This is a genomic window from Thermophilibacter provencensis (assembly GCF_900128445.1).
Taxonomy (GTDB): domain Bacteria; phylum Actinomycetota; class Coriobacteriia; order Coriobacteriales; family Atopobiaceae; genus Thermophilibacter; species Thermophilibacter provencensis.
The window spans coordinates 1,103,473-1,130,336 of the sequence record NZ_LT671417.1 but is presented as its reverse complement, the minus strand read 5'-3'; the positions used below and the strand labels follow the sequence as shown (position 1 = coordinate 1,130,336).

The window sequence follows — 26,864 nt, the reverse complement described above, 5'->3', positions numbered from 1 at the left end:
GATTGGCCCGAACCCCTACAGGCCGTGCTCGTCGAGGAAGGCGCTCGCGTCGGCGGCGGCGCGGGGATCTCGGACGTTGTTGAGCGCCTGCTCGGCGTAGTCCCTCGCGCGGTCGATGTCGCGCGCGACGCCATCCCCGTCGTAGTAGCACTCGGCAAGGTAGAACTGCGCCAGAGAGTTGCCCTTCTCGGCGGAGCGCGTGTAGTACTCGACGGCGAGGGGAACGTCCTTGGGGACGCCGAGGCCCATGTGGTAGCAGGCTCCCATGTTCACGAGACCCGCCTCGTTGTCGGCCTCGGCCGAGAGGTTGTACCAGTAGATCATCTGGTCGAGGTCCTTCTCCACGCCGTAGCCGTGCTTGTAGCAATTGCCCATCAGGCTCTGCCCGGAGGGGTCCCCCTGCTCGGCCGCACGCTTTGCCCACTGGAAGCATGCCTCGCGATCCTGGTCGACGCCGCTTCCGTCATAGAGGCAGCGAGCGACGAGGGCCTGGGCGCGGGCGTCGCCAGCCTCGGCCGCAACGAGGGCATGAGCGTACGCTCGGCCGTAGTCGCGCGTGACGCCGCAGCTGTAGTAGTAGCAGTACGCCAGGTAGTAGTCCGCCTCGGTGTTGCCGAGGATCGACGCCCTCGCGAACGCCGCGACGGCATCGGCGCCGGCGGACTGGTCGCCGTCCTGCTCGCACCGCGCGAGGAGCTCCTCACCCTCCTCCACGAGGGCGGCGGGGTCATCCACGGCCGCCTCCTCGGGCTGCGGCCCCGCGTTGGACCCGGAGGTGTCCTCGCCCTCCTCCGGGAAGCCCTCCCGCTCCGCCGGCCCCTCCTCTGCCGAAGCCTCGGGCTCGTCCGTCTGGGCGGCGGGCTCGGAGGGCGCTGTCGTCTGGTCGGCCAAATGGGTGAGCAGCGCATACGTTCCCACGCCTCCCACCGCAACGGCCACGATGACGGCAACGACGACGGGCACAACGCTCCTTCGCCTCCTCGCGGGCGCAGGCGCGGGCGGCTGCGGCGCGGGCGGCACCGCCGGAGTGGGCGGGCAGGCGTCGCTCCCCCTCTGTCGAACCTCTGCCCCGCAGTTGGTGCAGAACTTGACGTCATCGGAAAGCTCACACCCGCAATTGGTGCAGAACATATCGGCCCGACAATCCCTCGGTCATTTCATCCATTATGCATCCAATTCAGCATTCGCGCCCACGGGGTGACGCAAAGTCGAACCTCCTCGATCGGCCTCGGCCGCAGCGCCCCATTGAAAACGCCGCCCCAGTGGGTGACCATGGTGCATGGCACAAGCCATCACCCAACGAACGAGGAGGTCGCATGGGCAAGCTTGATGGAAAGGTCGCCATTGTCACGGGGGCGTCCAAGGGAATCGGCGAGGGGATAGCCCGCATCTTTGCGCGGCACGGCGCCAAGGTGGTCCTCGCAGCGCGCGGCGAGGACGTGATGGCGCTCGCCCAGGAGCTGCGTGACGCGGGCTTCGATGCTATCGGGGTGCGCTGCGACGTGTCCAGCTACGCGGACTGCCAGCGCCTCGCCCAGGCGGCGATCGACGCATACGGCCATATCGACGTGCTCGACTGCAACGCCGGCATCTGCGTTCTCGGCGACTTCCTCTCCGCGGACGACTCCTGGCGGGACAGCCACATAGACGTCAACGTCAAGGGCGTCTGGAACGCCTGCAAGGCCGTGGCGCCCGCCATCATCGACGCCGGCGGCGGCGCCATCGTAATCACGAGCTCGGTCACCGGCGACATGGTCGCCGATCCCGGCGAGGTCGCCTATGCCACCACCAAGGCGGCGCTCGTCGGCTTCACCAAGGCCCTCGCGCGCGAGCTCGCGCCCAAGAACGTGCGCGTGAACTGCATCTGCCCCGGCTACGTGCGCACGCCGCTCGTCGATGGCATGGCGCAGCAGTCAGACCCGGACGACCCCGAGCGCGCCATCGCGGCCATCGCCTCCGCGGTGCCCCTCGGCCGCCTCGGCACGCCCGAGGAGTGCGGTGAGCTCTGCGCGTTTCTCGCCTCCAGCGAGTCGAGCTACCTCACGGGCACGCAGGTCGTCATCGACGGCGGCTCCACCCTGCCCGAGACCTCGTCGATGGGCCAGTAGGGCGGGCGTCTCCTCCCGCGAGATGTGAGGCCCCGCTGAGTTCCCTCCAGGCGTGCTCTACGAGAAACGCCTTTCGGGAACTCAGCGGGGCCTCACGCTGTTGAGACGCCCTTACCGCTGGGGATTACTCCCCTACCGTTCGCAACGCCAGTAGCACGCGGAGTAGGGCCTGAGCTCGGAGCCGCCGCCGAAGTCGTGCTCCTCTCCGGTGATGAGGTCAACGGCGCGGCCGCACTGCGCGTCGAAGTGCACCGTCGCCGGCTCGCCGCTCGCGTTGATGGCCACGATCACGCGCTCGCCCTCGCTGCGACGCTGGAAGACCAGCTGCTGCGGCTGGCACTGGAGCTGCGTGTAGTCGCCCCACACCAGCGCCTCTGAGCCCGCGCGCGCCTTGGCGAGGGCGGCGATCCAGTCTGTAAGCTCGTTCCACTCCGGCGCGTCGAGCGCGGGGCGCAGCTCGTGGTCGCCGGGGAGCTGCTCGCCCTCGATGCCCCACTCGCTGCCGTAGTAGACCGCCGGAACGCCGGACATGGCAAAGAGCAGGCCATACAGCGGGACCAGCTGGTTCTTGTCGCCTAGCTTGGTGGCGATGCGCGGCACGTCGTGGTTGTCCACGAAGTCGAGCATGTGGCGACCCGTGTAGAGGTCCCACGGGTGGCTGCCGCTCTGGCGCTCCAGCGCGTAGGCGATCTCATGCATGTTTGCCGCGTTCATGGAGGACCACAGGCCCTTGTATGCCTCGTAGTTGGTCACGGAGTCGCAGAGGTCGTCGCCCATCCACTGGTTGTAGTCGCCAAACATGGTCTCGCCCACGAGCGGGAACTTCTGCCCGCGCTCCTGGCCTATCTGGTTGGCGAGGTTGCGCAGCGAGCGCAGGTAGCCCTGGTCGAGGCAGTACGCCACGTCCAGACGCAGGCCGTCAATGTCAAACTCGCGCACCCAGCCGCGGATGACGTCGGCCAGGTAGTCGTTGAGCTCGCCGTTCCAGTGGTTGAGCTTCACCAGGTTCTGCGCGCCCTCCCAGCAGCTATAGGAGAGGCCGTCGTTGAAGCAGTTGTTTCCGTTGAGGTCGATCTCGAACCAGCCGACGTACGGGCTTTCGCCACGGCGCCGGAGCACGTCCTGGAACGCCCAGAAGCCGCGCCCCACGTGGTTGAAAACGCCGTCGAGAAGAACCTTGATGCCGGCGGCATGGCAGGCATCCACGACTGCGCGCAGGTCATCGTTCGTACCCAGGCGGCAGTCTACCTTGGTGTAGTCACGCGTGTCATAGCCGTGTGCGTCCGACTCGAAGACGGGGTTCAGCAGCAGGCACGTCACGCCCAGCTTGGCCATGTGGTCAACCCAGCCGTCGTCGATGAGCCTGAGCAGGCGATGCTCGAGCACGCCGTCGTTCTCGTGCGGTGCCCCGCAGAGGCCCAGCGGGTAAATCTGATAGACAAAGGACGGCTCATACCAGCTCATAGGGGCTCCTCCCATCAACGGCGCGGTCGCCGGCGGACCCTCACCATTCTAGCGAGGTTCCATTCGCCTGTTTTTGACTGGGACAAGCGGCGGGGCGGCGCCATCGCCGGCACCGCCCCGCACGCAGCAGATGAACGCCGGCGCTACGCGCGCTCGTAGACGGTGCGTCCGCCCACGATCGTGCGAACGACGTCGTATGCGTCGTCCATGAGCACGAGGTCGGCATGCGCGCCGACGGCGATGCGGCCGCGGTCCGTCCAGCCGAAGAGGCGCGCGGGGTTCTCGGAGAGCGGCTTGGCGGCCTTCTCCACCGGCGCCCCGGTGAACTTCATGAAGTTGCGCAGCGCGGTGGCCTGCGTGAGGGTGGAGCCGGCGCGCACGCCGGTGGAGGCAAGCTTGGCGTCGCCGTCCTCCACCACGACGTCGTTGACGCCGAGCTTGTAGTTGCCGTCCGGCAGGCCGGCGGCCATGATGGAGTCCGTGATGCCGAGCAGGCGGTCCCACCCCTTGGTCTTGACGTAGAGGCGCACCGTTCCCGGCACGAGGTGACGGCCGTCGCAGATGGTCTCCGCGTAGATGTCGCTCTCGAGCGCCACGCCAAAGATCGCGGGCTCGTGCTGGTGGAAGAGGCGCATCGCGTTGCCCACGTGCGTGGCGGCCTTGGCACCCGCGTTCACGCACGCCCAGGAGAGGTCGTAGCCCGCCCCGCTGTGCCCGATGGCGCAGGTGATGCCCAGGGCCTCGAGCTGCGGGATGAGCTCGGGCACGCCCGGGACCTCCGGGGCGAGCGTGGTGTAGAGGACGTGCCCGCCGGCGGCCTCCTGGTACTGGCGGAAGAGGTCAGCCGTGGCCTCGTGCATGAGCAGGTGCTCGGGCATGGCGCCCTTGTACTCGCTCGAGAGGCACGGCCCCTCCAAGTGGATGCCGAGGAGCGCGGCGCCGTCGTAGGGACCGCCCTCGATGACCTGGCGGGCCTGCTCGATGCACCAGAGCGTCTGCTCCGGCGTGTCCGTGAGGATTGAGCAGAGCCAGCCCGTGGTGCCCTGGGAGGCGAAGAAGCGGCCGATGGTGCGCAGGCCCTCGACGTCTGCGGCGTTCACGTCAAAGCCCGCGGCGCCGTGCGTGTGCACGTCGATGAAGCCCGGCAGGGCGAGAAGCCCGCTCGCGTCGACGACCGGAAGGTTCTTCTCGTTGTCATAGGCCGAGGAGAGGTCGGTGACCACGCCGTCCTCGACGGTGACGTTGAGGCGTGCGAGCTCGTCTCCCGCGAGCACGCGCGCGCCGGTGATGTAGCAGCTTGACAGCATGGGCGCGCCTCCCTAGTACGCCTGGTGACGGGCCACGTCGTTCACGTAGATCTTGGCGTCGGGGTGACCCTGCAGGAGCGTGGCCGGGAAGGCGGCGGTGGGCTCGCCGTAGGCGGCGCGGCGCACGACGCCGCGATGCCAGTCGCGGAACACGCCGAGGCGGACCTTGCGGGCGCCCAGGATCTCGCGCATGCCGATGGTCACGCAGCGGTGCGGCATGTCCTCGAGCGCGCCGCCGAGGTCGCCCACGGAGTTGGTGGCGCGGGTCTCGGGGTGGATGTCGAGGGCGCGGGTCTCGAGCGCGGCGAACTCCTCGCAGGTGAGCTCCGGCTGGGGCTCGTTGAAGGCGAGGTGCCCCGTGATGCCGATGCCGCCGAAGGCGATGTCCACACCGCCGAGCTCGTCGATCACGCGGCCGATGTGGCCGGGGTCGTGCGGGTCGGGGAAGATGCGCTGCTCCTCGGGCATCACGAGCTCGGGGTCGATCCTGTCGTAGACGTTGCGCGCCATGAAGCCGCGGAAGGAGAGCGGGTTTGCGGCGTCGATCCACTCGTCGTTGTCGTCCAGGTACTCGTCCATGTTGATGAACCAGCAGTCCTTGAGGGAGATGCGCTGGTCGTTGACCATTTTCACGAAGTAGGGATAGTGGCCCACCGGGCCCACCGGGCAGATGAAGACGGTCTTCTCGCCACGGGCGTTGTGCTCGCGGATGGTGCTCACCATCTCGAGGGCGAGGTCGAAGAACACCTCGGCGGAGTCGGCGGCGCAGACGAGCGGGACGCGCGCGTCGCGACCGAGGTCCTCGGCGGAGATGTGATAGTAGTCCATGCTTCCTCCTTGTCTCGCATGAGCGAAACGGCCTCCCCGCGCGGATGGGGAGGGACACCCCGCTGCGGAGAGGCCGTAAGTTGGGGGGACCGGTAGGGGCCCTCAGGTTCCGATCACCTCAGAGCGTACTACTTGATGGTCTCATAGAGCTCGTCGGACTCGGTGATGACGTCGACCAGGACGTAGTCCTCGACCGGCACCTCGACCTCGATCTGACCGCCGTCCAGGAAGACCTTCTGCTGGGCCTCGTAGTAGCCGGTGATGACGTCGATGTTGCCGATGGCGTCGACCGCGCCGGCCCAGTCGCCCTCGCCCGTGGACTGAAGGAGCGTGTCCTCGGGGACGCCGAGCTCGGAGGCAAGGAGCTTGGCCACGTCGTCGATGTGCTCGTTGCGGTAGACCTTGCCCTTGTCCAGGGCGGCGCCAAAGCGGACGAGGACGTCGTGGTTCTCCTCGGCGTACTCGGGCAGGCAGACGTAGGAGCCGGGGAAGGCGACCTCGTCGGAGTAGTCGGTGTTGGTGCCGAGGACGAGGTAGTCGTCGCCGAGCTGCTCCTCGAGGGTGACGGTGTTGGGCGACCAGGTGGCGGCGGCGTCGATCTGGCCGGAGATGAGGGCCGTCGTCATGCCGGAGACGTCCATCTCGACGGTGTTGATGTCGTCGGTGGTGAGGCCGGCGTCCTTGAGCACGTACTGGAGGATGATCTCAGAGGAAGTGCCGGAGGCGACGCCCACCGTCTTGCCAGCGAGGTCGGCGCCCGTCTCGATGCCGTGGGACTTGTTGGCGACGACGCAGTCGGCCTGGGAGAGCTGGTCGAAGGCGAAGATCTTGGCCTGGCCCTGGATGCAGAGGGAGTGGGCGCCGTGACCGATCTGGGAGATGTCGACGGAGCCGGACTGCATGGCCGTGATCTCGGCCGGGCCGGCCTGGAACTGCTCGGTCTCGACGGTGATGCCGACCTCGTCGAAGTAGCCCTGGTCGATGGCCGAGAAGAGCGTGGCGGCGGAGCCCAGGTTGGGCATGAAGGCCACGTGCACGGTGACGGGCTCGTACTCGCTGCCGGCAGGCTCCTCGGAGGCGTCGTCGGAGGTGCTGTCGGCCTCGGGCTCCTTTGTCCCGCCGTTGCAGCCGGCGAGGACGAGGCCCGAGCCCACGACGCCGGCGGCACCGGCGACCTTGAGGAACGAGCGGCGGGTGAGCTGGTTCATGTCGAGCTTCTTCATTGCGTTTCCTTTCCTTCCGACGGCGAGTCCTTCTCGCCGCCCTCCCGTGTTGCGGGGGCGCACCCCCGTGAAAAGCCTGCTGGAACGAAAGCCTGCTGGAACGCTACTTGCGGACGGACAGGTACTCCTGGTAGACCTGGCTCCAGATGTGGTTCTTGAGCTCGAGGAAGCGCGGGCTCATCTTGGTCTCCTGCGTGCGGGGATACGGGATGTCGATGTCCACGATCTCCTTCACGCGGCCCGGGCGGGCGTACATGATGACGACGCGCTGGGCGAGGATGATGGCCTCCTCGACGTCGTGCGTGATGAAGAAGCAGGTCTTCTGCTCCTTCTCCCAGGTCTCGAGCAGCTCGGACTGGAGCTGGGTGCGGGTCTGGGCGTCAAGGGCGCCGAAGGGCTCGTCCATGAGCAGGACCTTGGGGTTGACCGCATAGGCGCGCGCGATGGCCACGCGCTGCTTCATGCCGCCCGAGAGCTCCTTGGGATAGGAGTGCACGAAGTCCTGGAGCTCGACGAGCTTGATGTACTTGAGCGCGATCTCCTCGGCCTCCTTGTCGGACTTGCCCTGGAGCTTGAGGCCGAACTTGACGTTCTCGAGCACCGTGAGCCAGGGGAAGAGCGCGTACTGCTGGAAGACGATGCCGCGGTCGGGACCGGGGCCCGTGACCTCCTGGCCGTCCACCAGGACGCGGCCCTCGGTGGGCTCCTCGAGGCCACCGATGATGTTCAGGAGCGTGGACTTGCCGCAGCCGGACGGCCCGACGACGCACACGAACTCGTTCTCGTGGATGTCGAAGTTGGCGCCGTTGAGGGCGACCACCTCGCCCTTGCGGGTGTTGAACTTCTTGACCACGTTCTCGATGTGGACCTTTACTGCTGAATCGTTTCCTGCCATCCCGTGAACCTCCTCTCAAGGAACCGGACGATCTTCTCGAAGCAGATGCCGATGATGCCGAGCAGGATGATGCCCAGAAGCACGACGTCCATCTGGTAGTAGCCGCTCGCCTGCTGGATCATCATGCCGATGCCCTTGTCGCCGCCGACGATCTCGGACGCCATGAGCGTGGTGAGCGAGGTGGAGAGGCCCAGGCGCGCCGCGACGAGGATGAACGGGGTGGAGGCGGGGATGGTGACCTTGAAGAAGATGTCCTTCTGGGTGGCGCCGAGCACGCGCGCCGCCTTGATGAGCGTGACGTCCACGCCCTTGACGCCCTGGTAGATGGTGATGACCATGACGAGGAACGCGGCGATGAAGATGACCGTGATCTTGGAGGTCTGGCCGATGCCGAGGGCGGCGATGATCAGGAAGACGTAGGCCAGCGGCGGGATGTTGCGGATGAACTGGATCCACGGCTCAACGACGTGGCGGAACGGGTCGTACCACGCCATGAGGAACGCCACCGGGATGGACACCACGAAGGCGATGCCGAAGCCGGTGAGGACGCGGGAGACCGACGCCCAGACGTGCTCCCAGAGCAGGCCGCTCTCCGCACGCTCGAGGAAGGCCGCGAGGACCTTCTCAGGAGACGCGAAGACGGCAGGCCACGTGCCCGATGCGGCAAGCCACAGGGCCACGGCCAGCGCCAGGGAGATCAGTGCCCAAGCCCAGCTTGGCACCTTGCTCCAGATGGGTACTTTCTTCTCTTTCAATGACGGCCTCCTTCGTTCGATCCCGCCATCCCCCTCCTTTCCGAAGTGCGTGGGATGACGGGAGCATCTGGCAGATGAGCGTACGCGGCGGTGCTATCGGAGCAAGAGCTGCAGACAAGAAGAACGGGGAGAAACGAAGTGCAAATGAGTCGTTTTGCTACTCAAACGATTAAGTTATGGACATGTAAACACAGGCTTTCAGGAATTCCTAGACTTAAGTTCTCATGCATACCGCTTGCAGTGAATTTGGTACCGTTCAAGACCTATCCGAGCTTCTAACTCGGTAAACGGCAGCTTTTTGACCGCGAACGTTTTTCTCGAAGTTTCTGAGGCTTTCCATTGCAGGCCATGGTAAACAGATAGTATCTCGCTTAATCGAAAAAGCGAGAATGACGATAGGAGGCGAGATGGGCAGGCGAACCACGCTCAAGGACGTCGCACAGGAAGCCGGGGTTACGGCGGCAACCGTCTCCTACGTCATCAACAACACCCCCGGCCAGTCCATCCGGCTGGAGACCCGCGAGCGGGTGCTCCAGGCGGCGCGCAAGCTCAACTACATGCCCAACGCGCACGCGCGCACCCTGAGGAGCCGCAACATCCCCTGCGTGGGCGTCGTCCTGAGGAGGAACCTCGCCGTCCCCCGCTTCAGCCAGATGGCCTACGGCATCCAGACGCGGCTCGAGCAGGACGACTACAACGTCCTTCTCCTCGGCAACAAGGTCGACCGCCTCGGACACGCCGACTACGCGAGCGCCTACCTCGCCGGCCGCGTGGGCGGCATCATCTTCATCGGCATCGAGAACGAGGGGCCCGACGAGGAGAGCCTCAAGGTCCTCCAGGAGGAGCGCGCGCCGCTCGTGGTCTTTGACTGCCAGCGCCAGGCGGACGCCTACAGCACCGTCGACCTCGACTACCGCGGCGGTGCCCGCCTCGTCACCTCGCGCGTCGTGGAGCGGGGCTGCCGTCGCGTCCTCTACCTGAGGCCCCAGATCGACACCGCCCAGGAGCGCCTGCGCGAGCAGGGCGTGCGCGACATCTGCCAGGCGTCCGGCGTGCAGCTCGAGGTCCGCTTCGCCCCCATCGACCTCAGCAACATCGACGTCTGGGACGAGCGCTACACGGTGGGCAACACCGAGGACGGCATCAGGCTCACCGCCCGGCTCCTCGAGATGGCCTCGGGCATCCTCTCCGAGACGCGTGACGGCGACGCGATCATCACCAGCTGGGCCACCTGGACCCACTTCTTCCGGAAGATCGACTCCGGCCGCAACATCGTCTACGCCGAGCTCGCCAACAACGGCGAGAACTGGCTTGCCGCCAACTTCTACACGCGCCTTCCCAACTACGAGACGGGCGTCGCCTGCGCGGAAGAGATCATCTCACTCATGCGCGGCGGGGCCCCCTCCGCACGCATCATCAAGCTCACCAACGTCATCGAGCCCAAGATCGAGCCCCGACGGCACTAGCGGAAGGAGGGCTGCCGCCGGCGCGCGCAGAACATACGCACCACCGCGAGAAGCACTGTCAGCACCGCAATCTGTCAGCGCCCGGAAGACCCGGGCACGAACAAGGAGATGGTCACATGGCACTCGTTCCGCTCAAGCCCGTCCTGGACGCCGCGCGCAGGGGCGGCTACGCCCAGGGCGCGTTCAACGTCAACGCCGTCTGCCAGGCAAAGGCCGTGATCGAGGTCCACGAGATGCTGAGGAGCGCCGCCATCCTGCAGGGCGCCGACCTCGCCAACGCCTTCATGGGAGGGCGCGCGGACTTTGCCAACGGCACGGTCGAGGACAAGATCGTCGGCGCCAGGAACATCGGCGACGCCGTCAAGAAGTACGGCGAGAACAGCCCCGTCCCCGTGGTCCTGCACCTCGACCACGGCCGTGACATGGAGAGCGTGAAGGCGGCCATCGCCGGCGGCTACACCTCCGTCATGATCGACGGCTCGTCGCTTCCGCTCGAGGAGAACATGGAGCTCACGCGCGAGGTCGTCAAGTACGCGCACCCGCGCGGCGTCTCCGTCGAGGGCGAGCTCGGCGTGCTCGCCGGCGTCGAGGACCACGTCTTCGCCGCGTCGAGCACCTACACCAACCCGCTCACCGCGGTCGAGTTCGTCCGCAACACCAAGGTCGACGCCCTCGCCATCAGCTACGGCACCATGCACGGCCCCTCCAAGGGCAAAGACGTCAAGCTCCGCCGCGAGATCCCCATCGCCATCCGCGAGTGCCTCGCCCACGAGGGGCTCGACTGCGCGCTCGTGAGCCACGGCTCCTCGACCGTTCCCGCCTACATCGTGCGTGAGATCAATGCCCTCGGCGGCAACATCCAGAACGCCTACGGCATCAGCCTCGACGAGCTCAAGGCCGCGATCCCCGCCGGCATCAACAAGATCAACGTGGACACCGACATCCGCCTCGCGGTGACCCGCAACATGCGCGAGCTCTTCGCCAAGCGCCCGGAGCTCCAGGAGAGCCCGTCGATCGGCGGCGTCTACCAGCTGCTCAAGGAGCACCCCGAAAACCCGGACCCGCGCGTCTTCCTCCCCGCCGTCTACGACACCGTCATGTACGGCGTGGTCGAGGATGACGACCGCGCGGCGCTGGTCGAGGTCATCGAGGCCGGCGTGAAGGAGGCCGTGGCCACCCTTATCGTCGAGTTCGGCAGCTACGGCCACGCGCCTGACACCGAGCTCGTCACGCTCGAGGAGATGGCCGAGCGTTACGAGAAGGCGGGGATCTAGCCATGGCGGCAGACGGCCTGCTCGTCGTCCACGGCGGCGGCCCCACCGCCGTCATCAACGCGTCGCTCTACGGCGCCGTCGATGAGGCCCTGGGCACGCCGGGCGTCGGCCGGGTGCTCGGCGCGCTCGGCGGCGTGGGCGGCATCACCGACGGCGACCTCGTCGACTTTGGCCAGGTGCCGCGCGAGAAGCTCGACCTGCTGCCCTTCTCGCCCTCATCGGCCATCGGCACGAGCCGCAAGCCCCTCGAGGACGAGGACTACCGCGAGCTTGCGCACGCGCTCGACCGGCAGGGCATCCGCTGGCTCCTCTGCACCGGCGGCAACGGGACGATGGACACCTGCGGCAAGATCTGGCGCGCCTGCCATGAGGAGGGCGTGCCCATCGACGTGGTGGGCATCCCCAAGACCATGGACAACGACATCGCGGTGACCGACCACGCGCCCGGCTTTGCGAGCGCCGCGCGCTACATGGCGGCGACGACGTCGGCCATCTGCTGCGACGTGCGCGGGCTGCCCATCCACATCGTCATCGTGGAGGCCATGGGCAGAAACGCCGGCTGGGTCACAGCCGCGAGCTGCTTTGCCGACGAGTCCGGCACCGGCGGCCCCGATCTCATCTACCTGCCCGAACGCAATTTCGACGAGCGCGCGTTCCTCGACGACGCCCAGCGTCTCATCGACGAGAAGGGCTCGGGCGTCGTGGTGGTGAGCGAGGGCCTGCACGCGGCCGACGGGACTCCCGTTGCCCCGCCACTCATGACCGTGGGCAGGGCAACGTACTTCGGCGACGTCTCCGCGCACCTCGCCAAGCTCGTGATCTCCGAGCTGGGCTACAAGGCGCGCTCCGAGAAGCCCGGCCTCATCGGCCGCGCCTCCATCGCCTGGCAGAGCCCCGTCGACCGGGAGGAGGCCATCGACTGCGGGCGCGAGGCCACCCGCGCCGTGCTCGAGGGCGACTCCGGCAAGATGGTGGGCATCGAGCGCGTCTCCAGCGAGCCCTACGAGGCGCGCCTCATCCGCATCCCCATCGAGCAGGTGATGCTTGACGAGCGCACGATGCCCGACGAGTACATCAACGAGCGCGGCAACGGCGTGACCGACGCCTTCCGGCGCTGGTGCCGCCCGCTGCTGGGCCCTGCCCTCCCCTGCTTCGCGAGCTTCGTGTGACGCGGGACGGGCAGGAAGCAAAGAGATTGGAGCCTTCATGAAGCACATCTTCCTCAACCTCAAGCGCTTTGACATCACCCCCGAGCTCGGCGGCGTCAACCGCCTCGCCGAGCCCGCGCGCTGGGGCGAGACCGTTACCTCGTCCATCAGGGGCGTTGCCGAGAAGTACGCCGACGTCGCGGAGTTTGCGGCGTTTCTCCCGGAGGCACACCTCGTGGGCGCCTGCGCCGGCGCCGAGGGCAGCCCGCTCGGGATCGGCTGCCAGGGCGTCCACGTGGCCGACACCGCCCCGGGCGGCAACTTCGGCGCCTTCACCACGCTGCGCACCGGCAACTCCGTCGCCCAGCTCGGCTGCGGGTGGGCCCTCATCGGCCACTGCGAGGAGCGCATGAACCTCCGCGCAATCCTGGGCGAGGTCGAGGCGGACGCGGCCGACGTCGAGGCCGCCGTGAGCCGCATCCTCTCCCGCGAGGTCCGCGCCGCCCAGGCGGCCGGCCTCAAGGTGCTCTTCTGCATGGGCGAGCGCGAGGAGGAGGTCGACGACTGGGAGGCCGTCCTCACCGCGCAGGTGACCCAGGGCCTCGAGGGCGCGGACCTCTCCGGCGTGCGCATCGCCTACGAGCCCGTCTGGAGCATCGGCCCCGGCAAGACGCCCGCCGACGCGCCCTACATCACCAAGGTCGCCCGCCTCATCAAGGACGTCGTTCCCGGAGTCGACGTGGTCTACGGCGGCGGCCTCAAGGCCGACAACGCCGAGATGCTTGCCGGCATCCCCGAGATCGACGGCGGCCTCATCGCCCTCACGCGCTTCACCGGCGAGATCGGCTTCTACCCCGACGAGTACGCCCAGATCGTCGACCTCTACCTCAGGTGATGTGCAAAGCGTGCAAAGGGGACAGTCACTTTTGCACGCCCCCTCACGTCCGTCCCACAGAAAGGAAACCTCATGCATCTGGACTTTGAGTACGGAAACGGCATGCTCGGCGCCGAGCTGCCCGACAGCACCGACGTCTTCATCACCGGCGAGACCGTCAAGGACCCCGAGTGCCTGCCGCAGGACTGGGACAGCCTCTACAGCGCCACGCTCGAGAGCATCCGCAACCCCATCGGCATGGAGCCGCTCGCCGACCTCGCGCACCCCGGCGCCAAGGTCGTCATCGTCATCCCCGACATCGTGAAGGGCGGCACGCAGCCCACCGCGCACCGCAAGGTGGCCATCCGCGCCTGCCTCGACGAGCTCTTCGCCAACGGCGTCTCCCACGACGACGTGCTCCTGCTCTTCTCCAACGGCCTGCACCCCCGCACCTCCACCGCCGAGGCCAAGCTCATCCTGGGCGAGGACCTCTACAACGAGTTCGAGGGCACGGGCCAGATCACGAGCCACGACTCCGAGGACTATGACCACCTCGTCGACCTCGGCTTCACCCCGCAGGGCGACCACGTGATCATGAACAAGTACGTCTATGACGCCGACATCGCCATCCTCATCGGCCACACGCAGGGCAACCCCTACGGCGGCTACTCGGGCGGCTACAAGCACTGCGCCACCGGCATCACCCACTGGCGCTCCATCAGCGCCCACCACGTGCCGCGCGTCATGAGCCGCCCGGACTTCGTCCCCGTTTCCACCTCCTCCCTCATGCGCGACAAGTTCGACCAGCAGGGCATGTTCATGGAAGAGAAGATGGGCAAGAAGTTCTTCTGCTGCGACGCCGTGCTCGACACCTGGAGCCGCCAGATCGCCATCTTCTCCGGCTACGCCGCCGAGATGCAGCCCGTCTCCTGGAAGCTCGCCGACAAGCGCACCTACGTGCACTGGGCCGAGAAGAAGTACGACATCGTGGTCATGGGCATGCCCACCAACTTCCACTACGGCGACGGCATGGGCACCAACCCCATCCAGATGATGCAGGCCGTCTCCGCCCAGGTCATCCGCCACAAGCGCATCCTCTCCGACCACTGCGTCTTTGTCATCGCCAGCTACTGCAACGGCTGGTTCCACGACGAGCGCTGGCCCTACCTGCGCGAGCAGTGGGAGCTCTGGCAGTCCGACAAGATGAACACCCTCGATGAGATGATCAAGTACGGTGAGTACTTCGCCACCAACGAGGAGTACATCCGCAAGTACCGCTTTGCCAACGCCTTCCACCCGTTCCACGGCTTCAGCATGATGACCTGCGGAAACCTTGCCGAGAAGTACCTCAGTGCCACCTACATCGTGGGCGCGCAGAAGCCCGGCATCGCCCGCACCATGGGCCTCAAGACCCGCCCGACCTTCGAAGAGGCCATCGCGGACGCCACGCGCAAGTTCACCGACGGCAACCCCAACATCCTGGCGCTGCCGCACGCCTACAACCGCGCCGTGCCGCACCTCTGCATGAAGGACCCGTCCCAGAACAGCCACTTCCGCGACGACGCCCCCGCGCACCCCTGCGGCTGCTAGGTATCCCGGCGCCTGGGCAAAGATCGATGCTGCCCAGGCGCCGCAGTCCCACTCGACGGGCGAGCGCATGAGCTCGCCCACCGAAAACGTGAGCCTTCCTGGAAAAAGACAAAGCGTTTCGGAATTGCCGTGTCGCCATTCTCACCCGACCCCTCCTCGAACGGAGAGGGTCGTGGCGTCGATGGAACATGCTGCATCATTAGAGAACGGGAGCTGTTTTGCTCAATCTGAATACCAGGTTTGCCGAGAAGTACGTCTCCCCCGACAAGCTCGCCGCCTACGCAGAATCGAACGCAGAAGTGCTTGCGCGCTGTCAGGCGGGAGAGGGGCGCTATGCCGATTCGCAGGGCTGGCTTGACGTTGACGAGTGGGCCGGCCCCGAGGTCCTTGCTCGCACGGAGCAGCTCGCCACGCACCTTCGCGCACTATGCGACACCTTCGTCATCATTGGCGTCGGTGGGTCAAACAACTCCGCGCGCGCCGTCGTAGAAGCCTTGCATCCCCATGGCGCTCGCATCGTCTACGCGGGAAATACCTTGTCTGCCCACGAACTCAACCGAGTCATCAAAGACCTTGAGGGGCACGACGTGGTCATCGACTGCATCGCCAAGAACTTCGAGACACTCGAGCCCGGATCATCATTCCGGCTTTTGCGGCAGTATCTCGTCAATCGATACGGGCGCGAGGAGGCGTCTCGCCGCATTGTCTGCACGGGAACCATGGGCTCCTCGCTCGAGAGGCTCTGTCGCGCGGAGGGCTACACCTTCGTGCCGTTTGCTACCAACGTCGGCGGACGCTATACCGCGCTCACTGAGGTGCATCTACTGCCGCTCGCCGTCGCGGGGGCCGATATACGCGCGCTCGTCTCCGGAGCCAGGAAAATGCAGGAGGTGTGTCGAGGCACCTCCGACGTCACCACGAACTCCGCCTGGCGCTACGCCTGCCTGCGCAACATGCTCTGGGATCGCGGATATCGCACCGAGCTCCTCGGCTTCTTCGAGCCTCGCTTCCGCTGGTTCTCCAAGTGGTGGGAGCAGCTGTTCGCCGAGAGCGAGGGAAAGGACGGCAAGGGAATCTTCCCGTCCTCGCTCGAGTGCTCCGAGGAGCTGCACTCGCTGGGGCAGTACGCACAGGACGGCACCCATCAGCTCTTCGAGACCTTCATCGACCTTTTGACGCCCGGAGCGGGTGACAGCCTCGTGCTCGGAGGCACCGACGTAGCCGACTCCTTCGACTATCTCAGCGGGAAGGACTTCTGGGACATCAACAAGGCGAGCTTTGCCGCGACGCGGGCAGCGCACGCCGAGGTTCTCCCCGTGCTGACGCTCGAGCTCGACCGCATTGACGAGGAGCATTTCGGCATGCTGTTCTATTGGTTTGCCTTCTCCTGCTACGCCTCGGGAAGCCTGCTGGGCGTGAACCCCTTCGACCAGCCCGGCGTGGAGGCGTACAAGCGCCTCATGTTCGAGGCGCTCGGAAAGTAGGGCGAAGTCGGCGCTCGGGCAGGACGAGATCACGCCCGAGCGCCGGTTTTTCGCTCTCGGTTGGCCGGATGCCGGGAACGCTTTGAGTCGTCGCACATCCCGGTGGGCACCCCGCAAGGCTTCTTGAGAATCGCTGCGACGCGCGTCAAATGCCATAACGCTGACGGCATTTTTTTGACCGCCCACGGCAAAGACGCCCCTCCCCCATTGCCGCCCCTCGTGGTTTCGCTACGATGTGTTTAATCGATTAATCACTCGTCGATTAGTTCGCCTTGTCCCTTGAGCGCGAGCGCTGCATGCCTCCATTCATCAACAGAACCGGAGTCGGTCATGGTAAAGCGCGTTACCGGAAAGGACGTTGCCGCTCGCGCCGGCGTGACCGCCGCGACCGTCTCCTACGTGCTTTCCGGAACGGCCAAGCGCAGCGTGTCCAAGGAGACCCGCGAGCGGGTGCTCCTAGCGGCGCGCGAACTCGGATACGTGCCCGACAAGACCGCCAAGTCGCTTCGTCGGCGCGAGACCAAGACCATTGGCGTCGCCATCGACAAGAACCTCGCCACGCCGCGCTACGCCCTGGCGCTTCAGGGCATGTCCCAGACTGCCTCAAGCATGGGATATCGTCTTCTCCTCTGCCACACGGGTAGTGGAGAGAACGGCATGGCTGACTATCTCAACGTTTTTCTCGAGCGCCAAGTCGACGGCGTAATTTACGTTGGAGCAGACAACGTCGGGCCCAACCAGGATGATATCGAGACGGTCGAGCGCGACGGCATTCCATTCGTCGCGCTCGACTGCCAGCTCAACAATCCTTCCCTCGGTTCGGTTGACTTCGACTATCGAGCCGGGGCGCGCGAGGCCACCTCGCTTCTCATTTCAAAACGCTCCGGCCGTGTTGCGTACATCCGCCCTGCATTCGAATCCAGGCAGGAGTCGCTTCGAGAGCAGGGGGTCATCGACGCGTGCCGAGACGCAGGCATCGAGCCACCCCTGACAATAGTCGCGCCAATTGGCGCCGAGGCGCTGACATCCTTCGACAGGGACCCCTATGACGATCATGTCGGCGAACCCTCCTCCGCCCACGCTCGGCTGATTGAGCTGCCCCTCTCAAGATTGGTTAATGACGGTGACCTCATCGTCTGCAGCTGGGCAGGATGGTCAGGAATCGTCAGGGTTGCCACCGGGTTCACGCTGTCGCTCTACGCTGACCTTGCCAATGATCTCTACAGCGCTTTCAGTGCTAACTGCTATTGCGTAATGCCCAACTACCAGGCTGGCAAGGCCTGCGTCGAGCAGCTCGTACGTCAAATCAATGGCGGCCCCGCCGCGGCGAAGCTGCTGCCGATTCCAGCAGCACAGTCCTACCTCCTGCATCTGCACGATAACTGATCGTCTGGCACTCCTTCTTCTTTGTCTCATCCGTTGTTTAATCGATTAAACAACATCAATTTCGTTTCGAATCACAAAGCGTCCAGGAAGGCTGTCACAGAGGAAAGGTGGTCCCGCATCGTCAGCTTAATCGATTAAATTCCGTGGTTCGTTCGCCAAGAGCGTCGCTCGACGACGCCAGAAAGGAGCGTGATGGAGAAGTACAAGGACGCCAACGCCTCGGTCGAGGAGCGCGTCGAAGACCTGCTGGGGCGCATGACGCTTGAGGAGAAGGTCGCGCAGCTGTGCGGAGACCTCCCCTACAGCGTCGTTCGCAAGGGCAAGGTCGACCACGACGCACTCAGGAAGCGATTCCCGGACGGGCACGGCAGGTTCACGCAGTACTCGATGGTGGGCCTCGCCGACCCCGTCGCCATAGCGGAGCTGTCAAACGAGATTCAGCGCTACTTCGTCGAGGAGACGCGCCTCGGCATCCCGGTGGCGCTGCAGAGCGAGGACCTCTGCGGCTATCCCGCGGCAGGGGGAACCCTCTTCCCGTCGATGATGAACGTGGCAGCCACATGGGAGCCCGCCCTGGCCGAGAAAATGTCCTCCGTCATTGGGCAGGAGGCGCGCGCGGTGGGCATCAGCTCCTCAATGAGTCCGGTAATTGACGTGTCACGCGACCCCCGCTGGGGGCGCACCTACGAGACCTTCGGCGAGGACCCCTATCTCGTCACCCAGATGGGCGTGAGCTACGTTCGGGGCATGCAGGGAGAGGACAAGGACGGCACGGCCTGCATCGCCAAGCACTTCCTCGGGTATTCCGAGACGCAGGGCGGCCTCAACTGCGCCGCGGCGCGCATCAACGACCGCGAGCTCTACGAGGTGTTCGCCACGCCCTTCGAGGCGGCCGCAAAGCTCGCTGACGTCAGTGGCGTCATGGCCAACTACGGAGAGATCGACGGGCTGAACGTGCTCGCAAACCCCAAGATCTCAAAGACGCTCCTGCGTGAGACCATGGGCTTCAAGGGCATGCTCACGTCCGACGGCGGCGCGGTCATGCGCCTCTGGAACTTCTACCATGTGGCAAGCAGCCATGGCGAGGCGGCATATCTTGCCAAGAAGGCGGGCTGTGACACGGAGATCCCCGTCGGCGCCGGCTTCCGTCAGCTTCCAGAGTATGTACGGGCAGGAAAACTCGATGAGAAGTGCATCGACGAGTCCGTGCGGCGCATCCTCACCATCAAGTTTGCCTACGGTCTGTTCGACCATCCGTATGTCGACGTGGATGCAGTCCGCGCGTCCATGACCAATTCCGGTAAGCAGGCGCTCAGCCGTGAGATTGCAGAGAAGTCCGTCGTCCTGCTCAAAAACGACGGGACCTTGCCGATCCAGAAGACGGCGAAGGTCGCACTCATCGGCCCTCACGCCAAGAGCCTGCGCTACCCGGTGAGCGGCTACACCTATCCGGCCTACATCGAGATGCTCAAGGGGCTCGAGGGTGGCGACGCCGGCTCGTTCGGTGGCATCGGCGACGACGAGGCGGCAAGGAGCAGGGGCGAAGCGTCTGAGGACAAGTGCCCGGAGAAGCGGCCCCCGAGCGCCTTCGCATCCATGTCAAGCGTCATCTCCCCCGATGCCCTCGATGCCCTCGAGGACATGGGCCAGGTGCTGCGCGGCATGGGGGCGACGACGCTTTTCGAGGAGCTCGCCAAACGCTATAGCGTCGCCTACGCGGAGGGCTGCACAATCGTCGGTAGCAGCACGGAGGGCTTTGCTGAGGCAGTCGAGGCGGCGCGGGGCGCCGACGTCGCGGTGATGGCGCTCGGAGGAAACTGCGGCTGGTTCAACACGACCGGGGGCGAGGGGAAGGACCGCTCATCGCTCGAGCTTCCCGGCGTCCAGGAGCAGCTGCTCGAGGCGGTGGCTGCCACGGGAACCCCGGTCGTCGTGGTGCTTTACGGCCCGGGCGTCTTCTCCTCCTCCTGGGCGGCCGAGCACGTCGGTGCCATAGTCGAGGCCTGGATGCCCGGCCAGCACGCCGGAGACGTCATCGCGCGCGCCCTCTGCGGTGAGCTCAACCCCTCGGGCAAGCTTCCCGTGACCATACCGCGCCGCACGGGACAGGTTCCCATCTACTACAACCACAGGACGGGAAGTGGCTACACGGACGGAGCTGACGCAACGGTCTTGTCCGCGATCTTCTCGGGAGGCTACGTCGACTGCCAGGACGGCCCGCTCTACCCCTTCGGCCACGGCCTCTCCTACACCACCTTCAAGGTGTCTGACCTTGAGCTCTCCGACAGCGAGCTCCCGTGTGACGGGAGGCTCCGTGCGAGCTGTCGCGTGACGAACACGGGGTCTCTCCCCGGCGCCGAGGTGGTGCAGCTCTACACCCGATTCGACGGGGCTCACGTGACGCGTCCAAACAAGCAGCTCGCCGCGTTCGCCCGTCTCGAGCTTGCCCCTGGGGCGGAGCGCCGAGTGACCTTCGAGGTCGACCTGTCGCAGCTCGCCTACTACAACGAGGACATGCGCTTCGTGGTGGAGCCGGGCAGGCTCAGGGTCATGGTGGGAACCAGTGCCCATGACCTCCCCCTGGAGGGCGCGGTCGAACTGGTTGGCGAGGCAGTCGACGTCATGGGCAGGCGCGCATATTGCGCGACGACAACGACGGAATAGCAGCACATCAACAACGGGAAGAGGAAAGAAAGGAATGGTAATGGCAGAACAGGTTCAGCTCAAGAAGGCGCGGCTCGTCGACATGATCTTGTACGGGTTCGGCGGCATCGGCGCGAACATCCCGTTCATCTTCATGGGCGCGTACCTCAGCTTCTTCTACACGGACATCTTCGGGCTTGCCCCGGCGATTGTCTCCGCCCTCATGCTGGGCTCAAAGATCGTCGACGCGGTCATCGACCCCTTCATCGGGGCGCTCGCTGACCGCGTGGTCACCAAGTTCGGCAAGTTTCGCCCGTTCGTGATGTTCGGCGCTCCGGTCATGGGGCTCTCCATCTTCATGGTCTTCTCAACGCCTGACCTCGACCCCAACGCGAAGGTGCTCTATGCGTGCGCCGCGTACATCTTCTACGTCGTCGCCTCGTCGTTCGTCGTCATCCCGAACAACTCCATCGCCAACCTGATGTCGGCCGACCCGAAGCAGCGCGCGACGGTCCAGACGTTCAAGCAGGGCATGGCGGCCATTCCGCAATTCATGTCCGCCATGGCACTGCCCCTCGTCGACCTGCTCGGCGGCGGCACGGCAGGCTGGTCGAACTACGGCATCGTGATGGGCATTGCGACGTGCGTCGTGTTCTGGATCTGCACCATGGGCTCCAAGAACTACGACACTTACGAGCTTGCCCGCGAAGAGACGACGGGCGACAAGAGCGAGAGGAAGTCGGCCGGCGACGTGGTCCGAGACATCGCCAAGACCTTCAAGAACAAGGAGATGCTCCTGCTCATCGGCGCGTTTTGCACCGAGATGACCTGCTTCACCCTGCAGAACACGATGAACATGTACTACTTCACCTACGTGCTCGGTCACAAGGACTGGGTTGCCACCGTCTCGAGCGTCGGCGTCATAGTCGGAATCATCGGCACCATCACCGTGCCGTTCTTCACGAGGGTCTGGGGCAAGAAGCGCTCCTTCCAGGTCTTTGTCGCCCTTACCATCCTCCCCAACCTCCTGATGCTGTTCGTCCCCAGCCCCGAGCTCGCCCTGATCACCGTCGCGATGTCCTCGTACTCCTTCACCTCGAGAATCGTCATCGTGTTCGCATGGTCGATGATCCCCGACGTGGTCGACTATGGCGAGTACACCACGGGCGTCCGCTCCAACGGCCTCACGCAGGCCTCGGTCCAGCTGATGAACCAACTCGGCCAGGCGCTCGGCGGTTCAATTCCCGTGATGATCATCGGGGCGTTGGGCTACGTCGCCAACCAGGCGCAGACCCCGGAGGTGCTGGGCGCCATCGTGGCACTCCGCTGGGGTGTCCCCTGCGTCTTCAACCTTATCTCGTTCATCTTTATCCGCTTCTATGGCCTTACCGATGAACGGGCCGCCGAAATCGGCGCCAAGCTCCAGGAGCGCCGCATTGAGGCTCGCTCGGAATAACTCGCCTTGGGCGGGGCGACGTCTCGTTCATTCGAACGTCGCCCCGCATTCCTTTGCCATCGACACCCATGTCCACTGGATAAGTGGGAGGTGCAGAAGAACAGCATGTTACTACGACACATCATCTGGTTCGTAGCCGATCAGCTTCGTGCGGACTCCGTAGGCTGCTTCGGCAATGAGGCAGTCTCGACTCCCCATATGGACGCCCTGGCACGGGAGGGCGCGGCATTCTCCGAGGCGTACTGCCAGAATCCCGTCTGCACGCCCTCTCGGTGCAGCTTTCTCACGGGATGGTACCCGCACACGCAGGGCCATCGCACCATGCAGCACATGATGAGAGCAGATGATCCGGACATCTTGCAGACCATGAAGGACGCAGGGTATGAGGTCGTGTGGGCGGGAAGAAACGACTTCATCCCCGGGAGCCGGAGCAAGGAGCCCTACTGCGATCACTACTTCAACGGAATTGACCTCGAGGACCACGTCCACGACCAGAGGAGTCCGGGGCCCGCGGCATTCGGGGCGGGACGCTCCTCCGCAGAGCCTTCCCCCGTCATGCGAGGATTTGAATCTCCCTACTCGTTCTATCTGGGCACACTCCCGGATGGGTCGCTCGCTCACGGATACGACGCGAACTGCGTGAGCGCCGTCATCGACTTCCTCGATCGCTATGAGGGCGACCGGCCACTCTTCATCTACTGCACCCTCATGAACCCGCATCCCCCCTATGTCTGCGAGGACTCCCGCCTCGCGGAGGTCAAAAGGGAGCGGATGCCCTCCCGTCGTCCCGACGTGGAGGCACTCGACGGAAAGCCTGAGATGCTGTCAAAGCTCCGCGAGCGACAGGGGCTCTCAGGTTGGGGGGAGCCGCAGTGGGACGAGCTCCGCGCGACATATCTCGGCATGGTCGGCTTCTTCGACCTTCAGCTCGGACGGCTCGTGGACAAGCTCCGCGAGCGGGGGCTGTACGATGACACGAGCCTCTTCGTGTTTAGCGACCACGGCGACTACACTGGGGACTACGGCATCGTCGAGAAGGCGCAGAACACCTTCGAGGACCCGCTCACGCGAGTGCCGCTCATCGTCAAGCCCTCGGCTGACATCACGGTCCAGGCGGGGCTGCACAAGGAGCTCGTCGAGCTCGTCGACCTCCCCGCCACCACCGCGGAGATCGCGGGGATCGAGCTTCCATACGACCAGTTCGGCGTCTCCCTGGTCGGCGCGATCTCGCATGGCGAGGCGCCCCATGATGCCGTGTTCTGCGAGGGAGGCCGGCTCCCGGGCGAGACTCAGGCGATGGAGCCCTATCACGAGCCGCCATTCCCCTACTGGCCCCGCCAGTCCATCCAGCACGAGGAGGGCCCGGCACACCTCAAGGCCCACATGGTACGCATGGGAGACCTCAAGTACGTGTGGCGCATGGAAGAGAGTGACGAGCTCTACGACCTCGAGAAGGACCCTCTTGAGACGAGGAACCAGATTGCCAATCCCGACTACCGCGACCACGTCACGCGCCTGCGGGAACGCCTGCTCCGCCACCTCATAGAGACGGGCGACCGAGTGCCCGAGAAGATGGACTCCAGGTTCTAGGCGTCGGCTGGAACACAAACCCAACATTGGAGGGATGCCCCATGAAGGCAATCATGGTCATGTACGACACGCTGGCGAGGAACTTCCTCGAGCCCTATGGCTGCGACTGGGTGCAGACGCCAAACTTCACGCGCCTCGCCCGGCACGCGATAACGTTCGACAGCTCCTATGTTGGCAGCCTGCCCTGCATGCCCGCCCGGCGCGAGCTCCACACGGGGCGCTACAACTTCCTCCACCGAAGCTGGGGCCCGCTCGAGCCCTTTGACGACTCGATGCCGCAGATTCTGCGCGAGAACGACATCTACAGCCATCTCGTCTCCGACCACCAGCACTACTGGGAGGATGGCGGTGCGACCTACCACACCAGATACGAGAGCTGGGAGTGCGTGCGCGGCCAGGAGGGCGATCCCTGGAAGGCCCTTCTGGGCGTCAGGGCGGAGGATACCGTGTTCGCCGACAAGCAGCCCCAGGTCCCCCTGAAGCGCCGCATGACGCGCCACGACGCCATGAACCGGTCCTACATCGCCGATCATGAGGACCGCATGCCCCAGGCGATGACCTTCTCCGGCGGCATCGAGTTCATCGACGCCAACCATGACAAGGACAACTGGTTCGTACAGATTGAGACCTTCGACCCACATGAGCCGTTCTTCACGCAGAAGGCGTACAAGGACCTGTATCCACATGAGTACGATGGGCCCCTCGCCGATTGGCCTCCTTACGACGTTGTAACGGAGGACGGCAAGACAGCGAACCACGTTCGCTGCGAGTATGCTGCCCTCGTGTCGATGTGCGATGCCTACCTCGGCCGCATCCTCGACAAGATGGACGAATACGACCTCTGGGACGACACCCTGCTCATCGTGAACACCGACCACGGCTTCCTGCTCGGCGAGCACGGGTGGTGGGGTAAGGGCATCATGCCCCTCTACGAGGAGATTTCCCACACACCGCTCTTCATCTGGGACCCCCGCAGCGGGATTGCCGGACAGCGCCGCAAGGCGCTCGTGCAGACCATCGACCTTCCGGCAACAATCCTTGACTATTTTGGCCTCCCGCTTCCCGAGAGCATGGAAGGCCATCCTCTCACGCCCGTGATCGAGCGCGACGAGCCGGTGCGTGAGTACGGACTCTTTGGAATGCATGGCAACTATACCTGCATAACGGATGGTCGCTACGTCTATCTGCGGGCCCCCGTCCACATGGACAACGGGCCCACGTTCGAGTACACCCTCATGCCCGCCCACATGCGCAGCCTCTTCAGCGCTCGTGAGCTTTCCCGCGCGACGCTGCGCGCGCCCTTCTCGTTCACCAAGGGCTGCCCGGTCATGATGATTCCCGCCAACCCCCCGCACTTCAACGCGAGCATCTATGGCTCGAAGCTGTTCGACGTGCTGAATGACCCGGACCAGGAGCACGAGCTCGACGACGTTACGCTCGAGGTGCGCATGTCCTCCGCCATGGTGCGGCTCATGAACGCCAACGACGCCCCCGCCGAGCAGCACGAGCGCCTCGGCCTGCCCGCCGACCCCTCCCACGTGACGGCTCAGGTCATTCTCGACGCCCGGGCGGCGCTCGAGGAGGAGCGCGATCCCAGGTTCATGGAGGGCTGGGAGTGGGAGCAGGGGGCGAAGAACGTGATGCATGCGCTGATGGGCATGGTGGACGACTCGCGTCGGGACGACGTCCGCGCAGGATTCGAGGAAAAGATGCACGAGGCCGGCACCAAGGCGGTGCGTGCCGAGGACGTGCGGTCCTACATGCGCGAGATTCTCACGCCCGAGCAGTGGCGCATGGCGGGCTACTTCACCAGGATACTCGCCCGGCAGCGCTAGGTTCTTCGAAGCCTTTTGGAGAAAGGAGTCGCTATGAGAGCCGTCATGGTGATGTTCGACACGCTGACGAGAAGCTACCTCTCCCCCTATGGGAACGATTGGGTCAGGACACCCAACTTTGACCGACTTGCCGCACGCTGCTGCACGTTCGATCGGTTCTACGGCGGCTCGATGCCCTGCATGCCCGCGCGCCGAGAGCTTCACACCGGCATGTACAACTTCTTGCACCGCAGCTGGGGCCCCTTGGAGCCATTCGACGGGTCGTGCTTTCGCGCGCTCGACCGAGCGGGCGTGTACACGCACCTCGTCACGGACCACTCCCACTACTGGGAGGACGGAGGGGCAACCTATCACAACCGCTACAGCTCGTGGGAGGGCTTTCGCGGCCAGGAGGGAGACCGATGGGCGGCACGCGACATCATAGACGCCCTCCCAGAGCGCTCGTCCCACTCCAAGCAGCCGGTCAATCAGATGTCCGAGAAGGCGCTGTTCCAGCACGAGGCAAATCGTCGGCGTCAGGCATCCGAGACAGACATGTCATCGACGCGCACGTTCGATGCCGGCATATCCTTTATCGAGGAGCATGCCGATCGAGACAACTGGCTGCTCCACATCGAGAGCTTCGACCCGCATGAGCCGTTCGATGTGCCCGAAAGACTTCGCTCGCTCTACCAGCTTCCCAAACGCGTCCAGGCCAACTGGCCAGCATATGCCCAGGTCGAAACCGCGAGCAACGAGGACGAGGTCGGCGAGATGCGTCGCGAGTACGCTGCCCTGGTGAGCCTGTGCGACGAGCGCCTCGGCCGCGTCCTTGACGTCTTTGACCGCCATGACCTATGGCGGGACACGCTGCTTATCGTCAACACCGACCACGGATTCCTTCTCGGCGAGCACGACTACCTGGGCAAGAACTTCTGGCCGATGCACCAGGAGATCGTTCACCTGCCGTTTTTCATGCATGTCCCCGGCGCCGCAGAAGGAGAGCGTCGCGCCGCGCTCTGCCGGACCGTCGACATAGCCCCTACCCTCCTGGATTGGTTCAAGGTCGATCCGGAGACCGAGATGGACGGGCGCTCCCTGCTGCCGACCATAGAGAAAGACAATCCAACCTGCGCATATGCGCTGTTCGGCGCCCATGGGAACCACGTGTGCATCACAGATGGCAGCTACGTCTATATGCGCGCCGCACGGGAGCCGGACAACGAGCCACTCGTTGAGTGCACGCTCATGCCCACGCACATGCGCGAGTTCTTCTCCAGGGACTCGCTCATGCAGGCGAAGCTCGTTGCGGGAGATCGTCACTCGCACGGGATTCCCTATCTCAAGATGCCTGCCTCGTCCATCATGAACTCGCATGCCTTTGGCAGCTCGCTTTGGGACGTTCGCCAAGGCGAGCGCCAGATCGAGGACCCCGTCCTAGAGGCACGGCTTGTTGATGCCCTGCGCGAGGAGATGTCCACCTGCGTGGCACCACCCGAAGAGTTCAAGCGCCTCGGACTGAGCGGCTGAGCGGCAGCCATGCGACAGCTCCGATGAGG

20 protein-coding genes and 1 pseudogene are annotated in these 26,864 nt (G+C 65.1%); 13 read left to right on the top strand and 8 right to left on the bottom strand.

What is annotated here, in order from left to right; translation table 11 throughout:
* Positions 1–15: 15 nt before the first annotated feature.
* Complete coding sequence (locus BQ7391_RS05085) at positions 16–963, bottom strand: tetratricopeptide repeat protein (protein ID WP_235858621.1); 948 nt, start codon at positions 961–963, stop codon at positions 16–18.
* A 102-nt stretch (positions 964–1,065) separates the two neighbouring features.
* Positions 1,066–1,131 (bottom strand): annotated as a pseudogene (locus tag BQ7391_RS12735) (zinc-ribbon domain-containing protein); the annotation flags it as partial.
* 185 nt (positions 1,132–1,316) lie between these two features.
* On the opposite strand from BQ7391_RS12735, the gene ucpA reads away from it, so the two are divergent.
* Complete coding sequence (gene ucpA, locus BQ7391_RS05080; RefSeq protein WP_075279596.1) at positions 1,317–2,108, top strand: SDR family oxidoreductase UcpA; 792 nt, start codon at positions 1,317–1,319, stop codon at positions 2,106–2,108.
* 132 nt (positions 2,109–2,240) lie between these two features.
* Here ucpA and BQ7391_RS05075 read toward each other — a convergent pair whose 3' ends face one another.
* From BQ7391_RS05075 to BQ7391_RS05050, 6 genes are all read right to left on the bottom strand, one after another.
* Positions 2,241–3,572: an alpha-amylase family glycosyl hydrolase gene (locus BQ7391_RS05075; RefSeq protein ID WP_075279595.1), complete on the bottom strand. Its 1,332-nt coding sequence runs from the start codon at positions 3,570–3,572 to the stop codon at positions 2,241–2,243.
* Between the two features lie 143 nt (positions 3,573–3,715).
* Positions 3,716–4,879 carry an N-acetylglucosamine-6-phosphate deacetylase gene (gene nagA / locus BQ7391_RS05070; RefSeq protein WP_075279594.1) on the bottom strand — a complete coding sequence of 388 codons (1,164 nt, stop codon included), beginning with the start codon at positions 4,877–4,879 and terminating at the stop codon, positions 3,716–3,718.
* Between the two features lie 12 nt (positions 4,880–4,891).
* Complete coding sequence (locus BQ7391_RS05065; protein WP_075279593.1) at positions 4,892–5,707, bottom strand: sugar phosphate isomerase family; 816 nt, start codon at positions 5,705–5,707, stop codon at positions 4,892–4,894.
* A gap of 128 nt (positions 5,708–5,835) precedes the next feature.
* Positions 5,836–6,930: an ABC transporter substrate-binding protein gene (locus tag BQ7391_RS05060; RefSeq protein ID WP_083662112.1), complete on the bottom strand. Its 1,095-nt coding sequence runs from the start codon at positions 6,928–6,930 to the stop codon at positions 5,836–5,838.
* A 103-nt stretch (positions 6,931–7,033) separates the two neighbouring features.
* On the bottom strand, positions 7,034–7,825 hold the full coding sequence (locus BQ7391_RS05055; protein WP_075279592.1) for an ABC transporter ATP-binding protein: 792 nt from the start codon (positions 7,823–7,825) through the stop codon (positions 7,034–7,036).
* Positions 7,801–8,580, bottom strand: a complete 780-nt coding sequence (locus BQ7391_RS05050) for an ABC transporter permease (RefSeq protein WP_075279591.1) — start codon at positions 8,578–8,580, stop codon at positions 7,801–7,803. The genes BQ7391_RS05055 and BQ7391_RS05050 overlap by 25 nt, the downstream gene beginning before the upstream one ends.
* Before the next feature lie 407 nt (positions 8,581–8,987).
* On the opposite strand from BQ7391_RS05050, the gene BQ7391_RS05045 reads away from it, so the two are divergent.
* From BQ7391_RS05045 to BQ7391_RS04990, 12 genes are all read left to right on the top strand, one after another.
* Complete coding sequence (locus BQ7391_RS05045) at positions 8,988–10,046, top strand: LacI family DNA-binding transcriptional regulator (protein WP_075279590.1); 1,059 nt, start codon at positions 8,988–8,990, stop codon at positions 10,044–10,046.
* Between the two features lie 116 nt (positions 10,047–10,162).
* Positions 10,163–11,320, top strand: coding sequence for a class II fructose-bisphosphate aldolase (locus BQ7391_RS05040; protein ID WP_075279589.1), 1,158 nt, complete (start codon positions 10,163–10,165; stop codon positions 11,318–11,320).
* Positions 11,321–11,322: 2 nt separating this feature from the next.
* Positions 11,323–12,489: a diphosphate--fructose-6-phosphate 1-phosphotransferase gene (locus tag BQ7391_RS05035; protein ID WP_075279588.1), complete on the top strand. Its 1,167-nt coding sequence runs from the start codon at positions 11,323–11,325 to the stop codon at positions 12,487–12,489.
* A gap of 37 nt (positions 12,490–12,526) precedes the next feature.
* Positions 12,527–13,363 (top strand): triose-phosphate isomerase, encoded by an 837-nt coding sequence (locus BQ7391_RS05030; protein ID WP_075279587.1) that lies wholly within the window; start codon positions 12,527–12,529, stop codon positions 13,361–13,363.
* Between the two features lie 72 nt (positions 13,364–13,435).
* Complete coding sequence (locus BQ7391_RS05025) at positions 13,436–14,932, top strand: lactate racemase domain-containing protein (RefSeq protein ID WP_075279586.1); 1,497 nt, start codon at positions 13,436–13,438, stop codon at positions 14,930–14,932.
* A gap of 218 nt (positions 14,933–15,150) precedes the next feature.
* Positions 15,151–16,416, top strand: coding sequence for a glucose-6-phosphate isomerase (locus BQ7391_RS05020; RefSeq protein WP_075279585.1), 1,266 nt, complete (start codon positions 15,151–15,153; stop codon positions 16,414–16,416).
* 330 nt (positions 16,417–16,746) lie between these two features.
* A complete protein-coding gene (locus tag BQ7391_RS05015) occupies positions 16,747–17,802 on the top strand; it encodes a LacI family DNA-binding transcriptional regulator (RefSeq protein WP_075279584.1) in 1,056 nt (351 codons plus the stop codon).
* Between the two features lie 192 nt (positions 17,803–17,994).
* The gene (locus BQ7391_RS05010; RefSeq protein WP_075279583.1) at positions 17,995–20,466 is read left to right on the top strand and encodes a glycoside hydrolase family 3 N-terminal domain-containing protein; all 2,472 of its coding nucleotides are present in this window, start codon (positions 17,995–17,997) and stop codon (positions 20,464–20,466) included.
* Between the two features lie 40 nt (positions 20,467–20,506).
* Positions 20,507–21,901, top strand: a complete 1,395-nt coding sequence (locus BQ7391_RS05005; RefSeq protein ID WP_075279582.1) for an MFS transporter — start codon at positions 20,507–20,509, stop codon at positions 21,899–21,901.
* Between the two features lie 105 nt (positions 21,902–22,006).
* On the top strand, positions 22,007–23,491 hold the full coding sequence (locus BQ7391_RS05000) for a sulfatase family protein (RefSeq protein WP_075279581.1): 1,485 nt from the start codon (positions 22,007–22,009) through the stop codon (positions 23,489–23,491).
* Positions 23,492–23,532: 41 nt separating this feature from the next.
* A complete protein-coding gene (locus BQ7391_RS04995; RefSeq protein WP_075279580.1) occupies positions 23,533–25,326 on the top strand; it encodes a sulfatase in 1,794 nt (597 codons plus the stop codon).
* Positions 25,327–25,359: 33 nt separating this feature from the next.
* Positions 25,360–26,835 carry a sulfatase gene (locus BQ7391_RS04990; protein WP_075279579.1) on the top strand — a complete coding sequence of 492 codons (1,476 nt, stop codon included), beginning with the start codon at positions 25,360–25,362 and terminating at the stop codon, positions 26,833–26,835.
* The last annotated feature ends 29 nt before the right edge of the window (positions 26,836–26,864 follow it).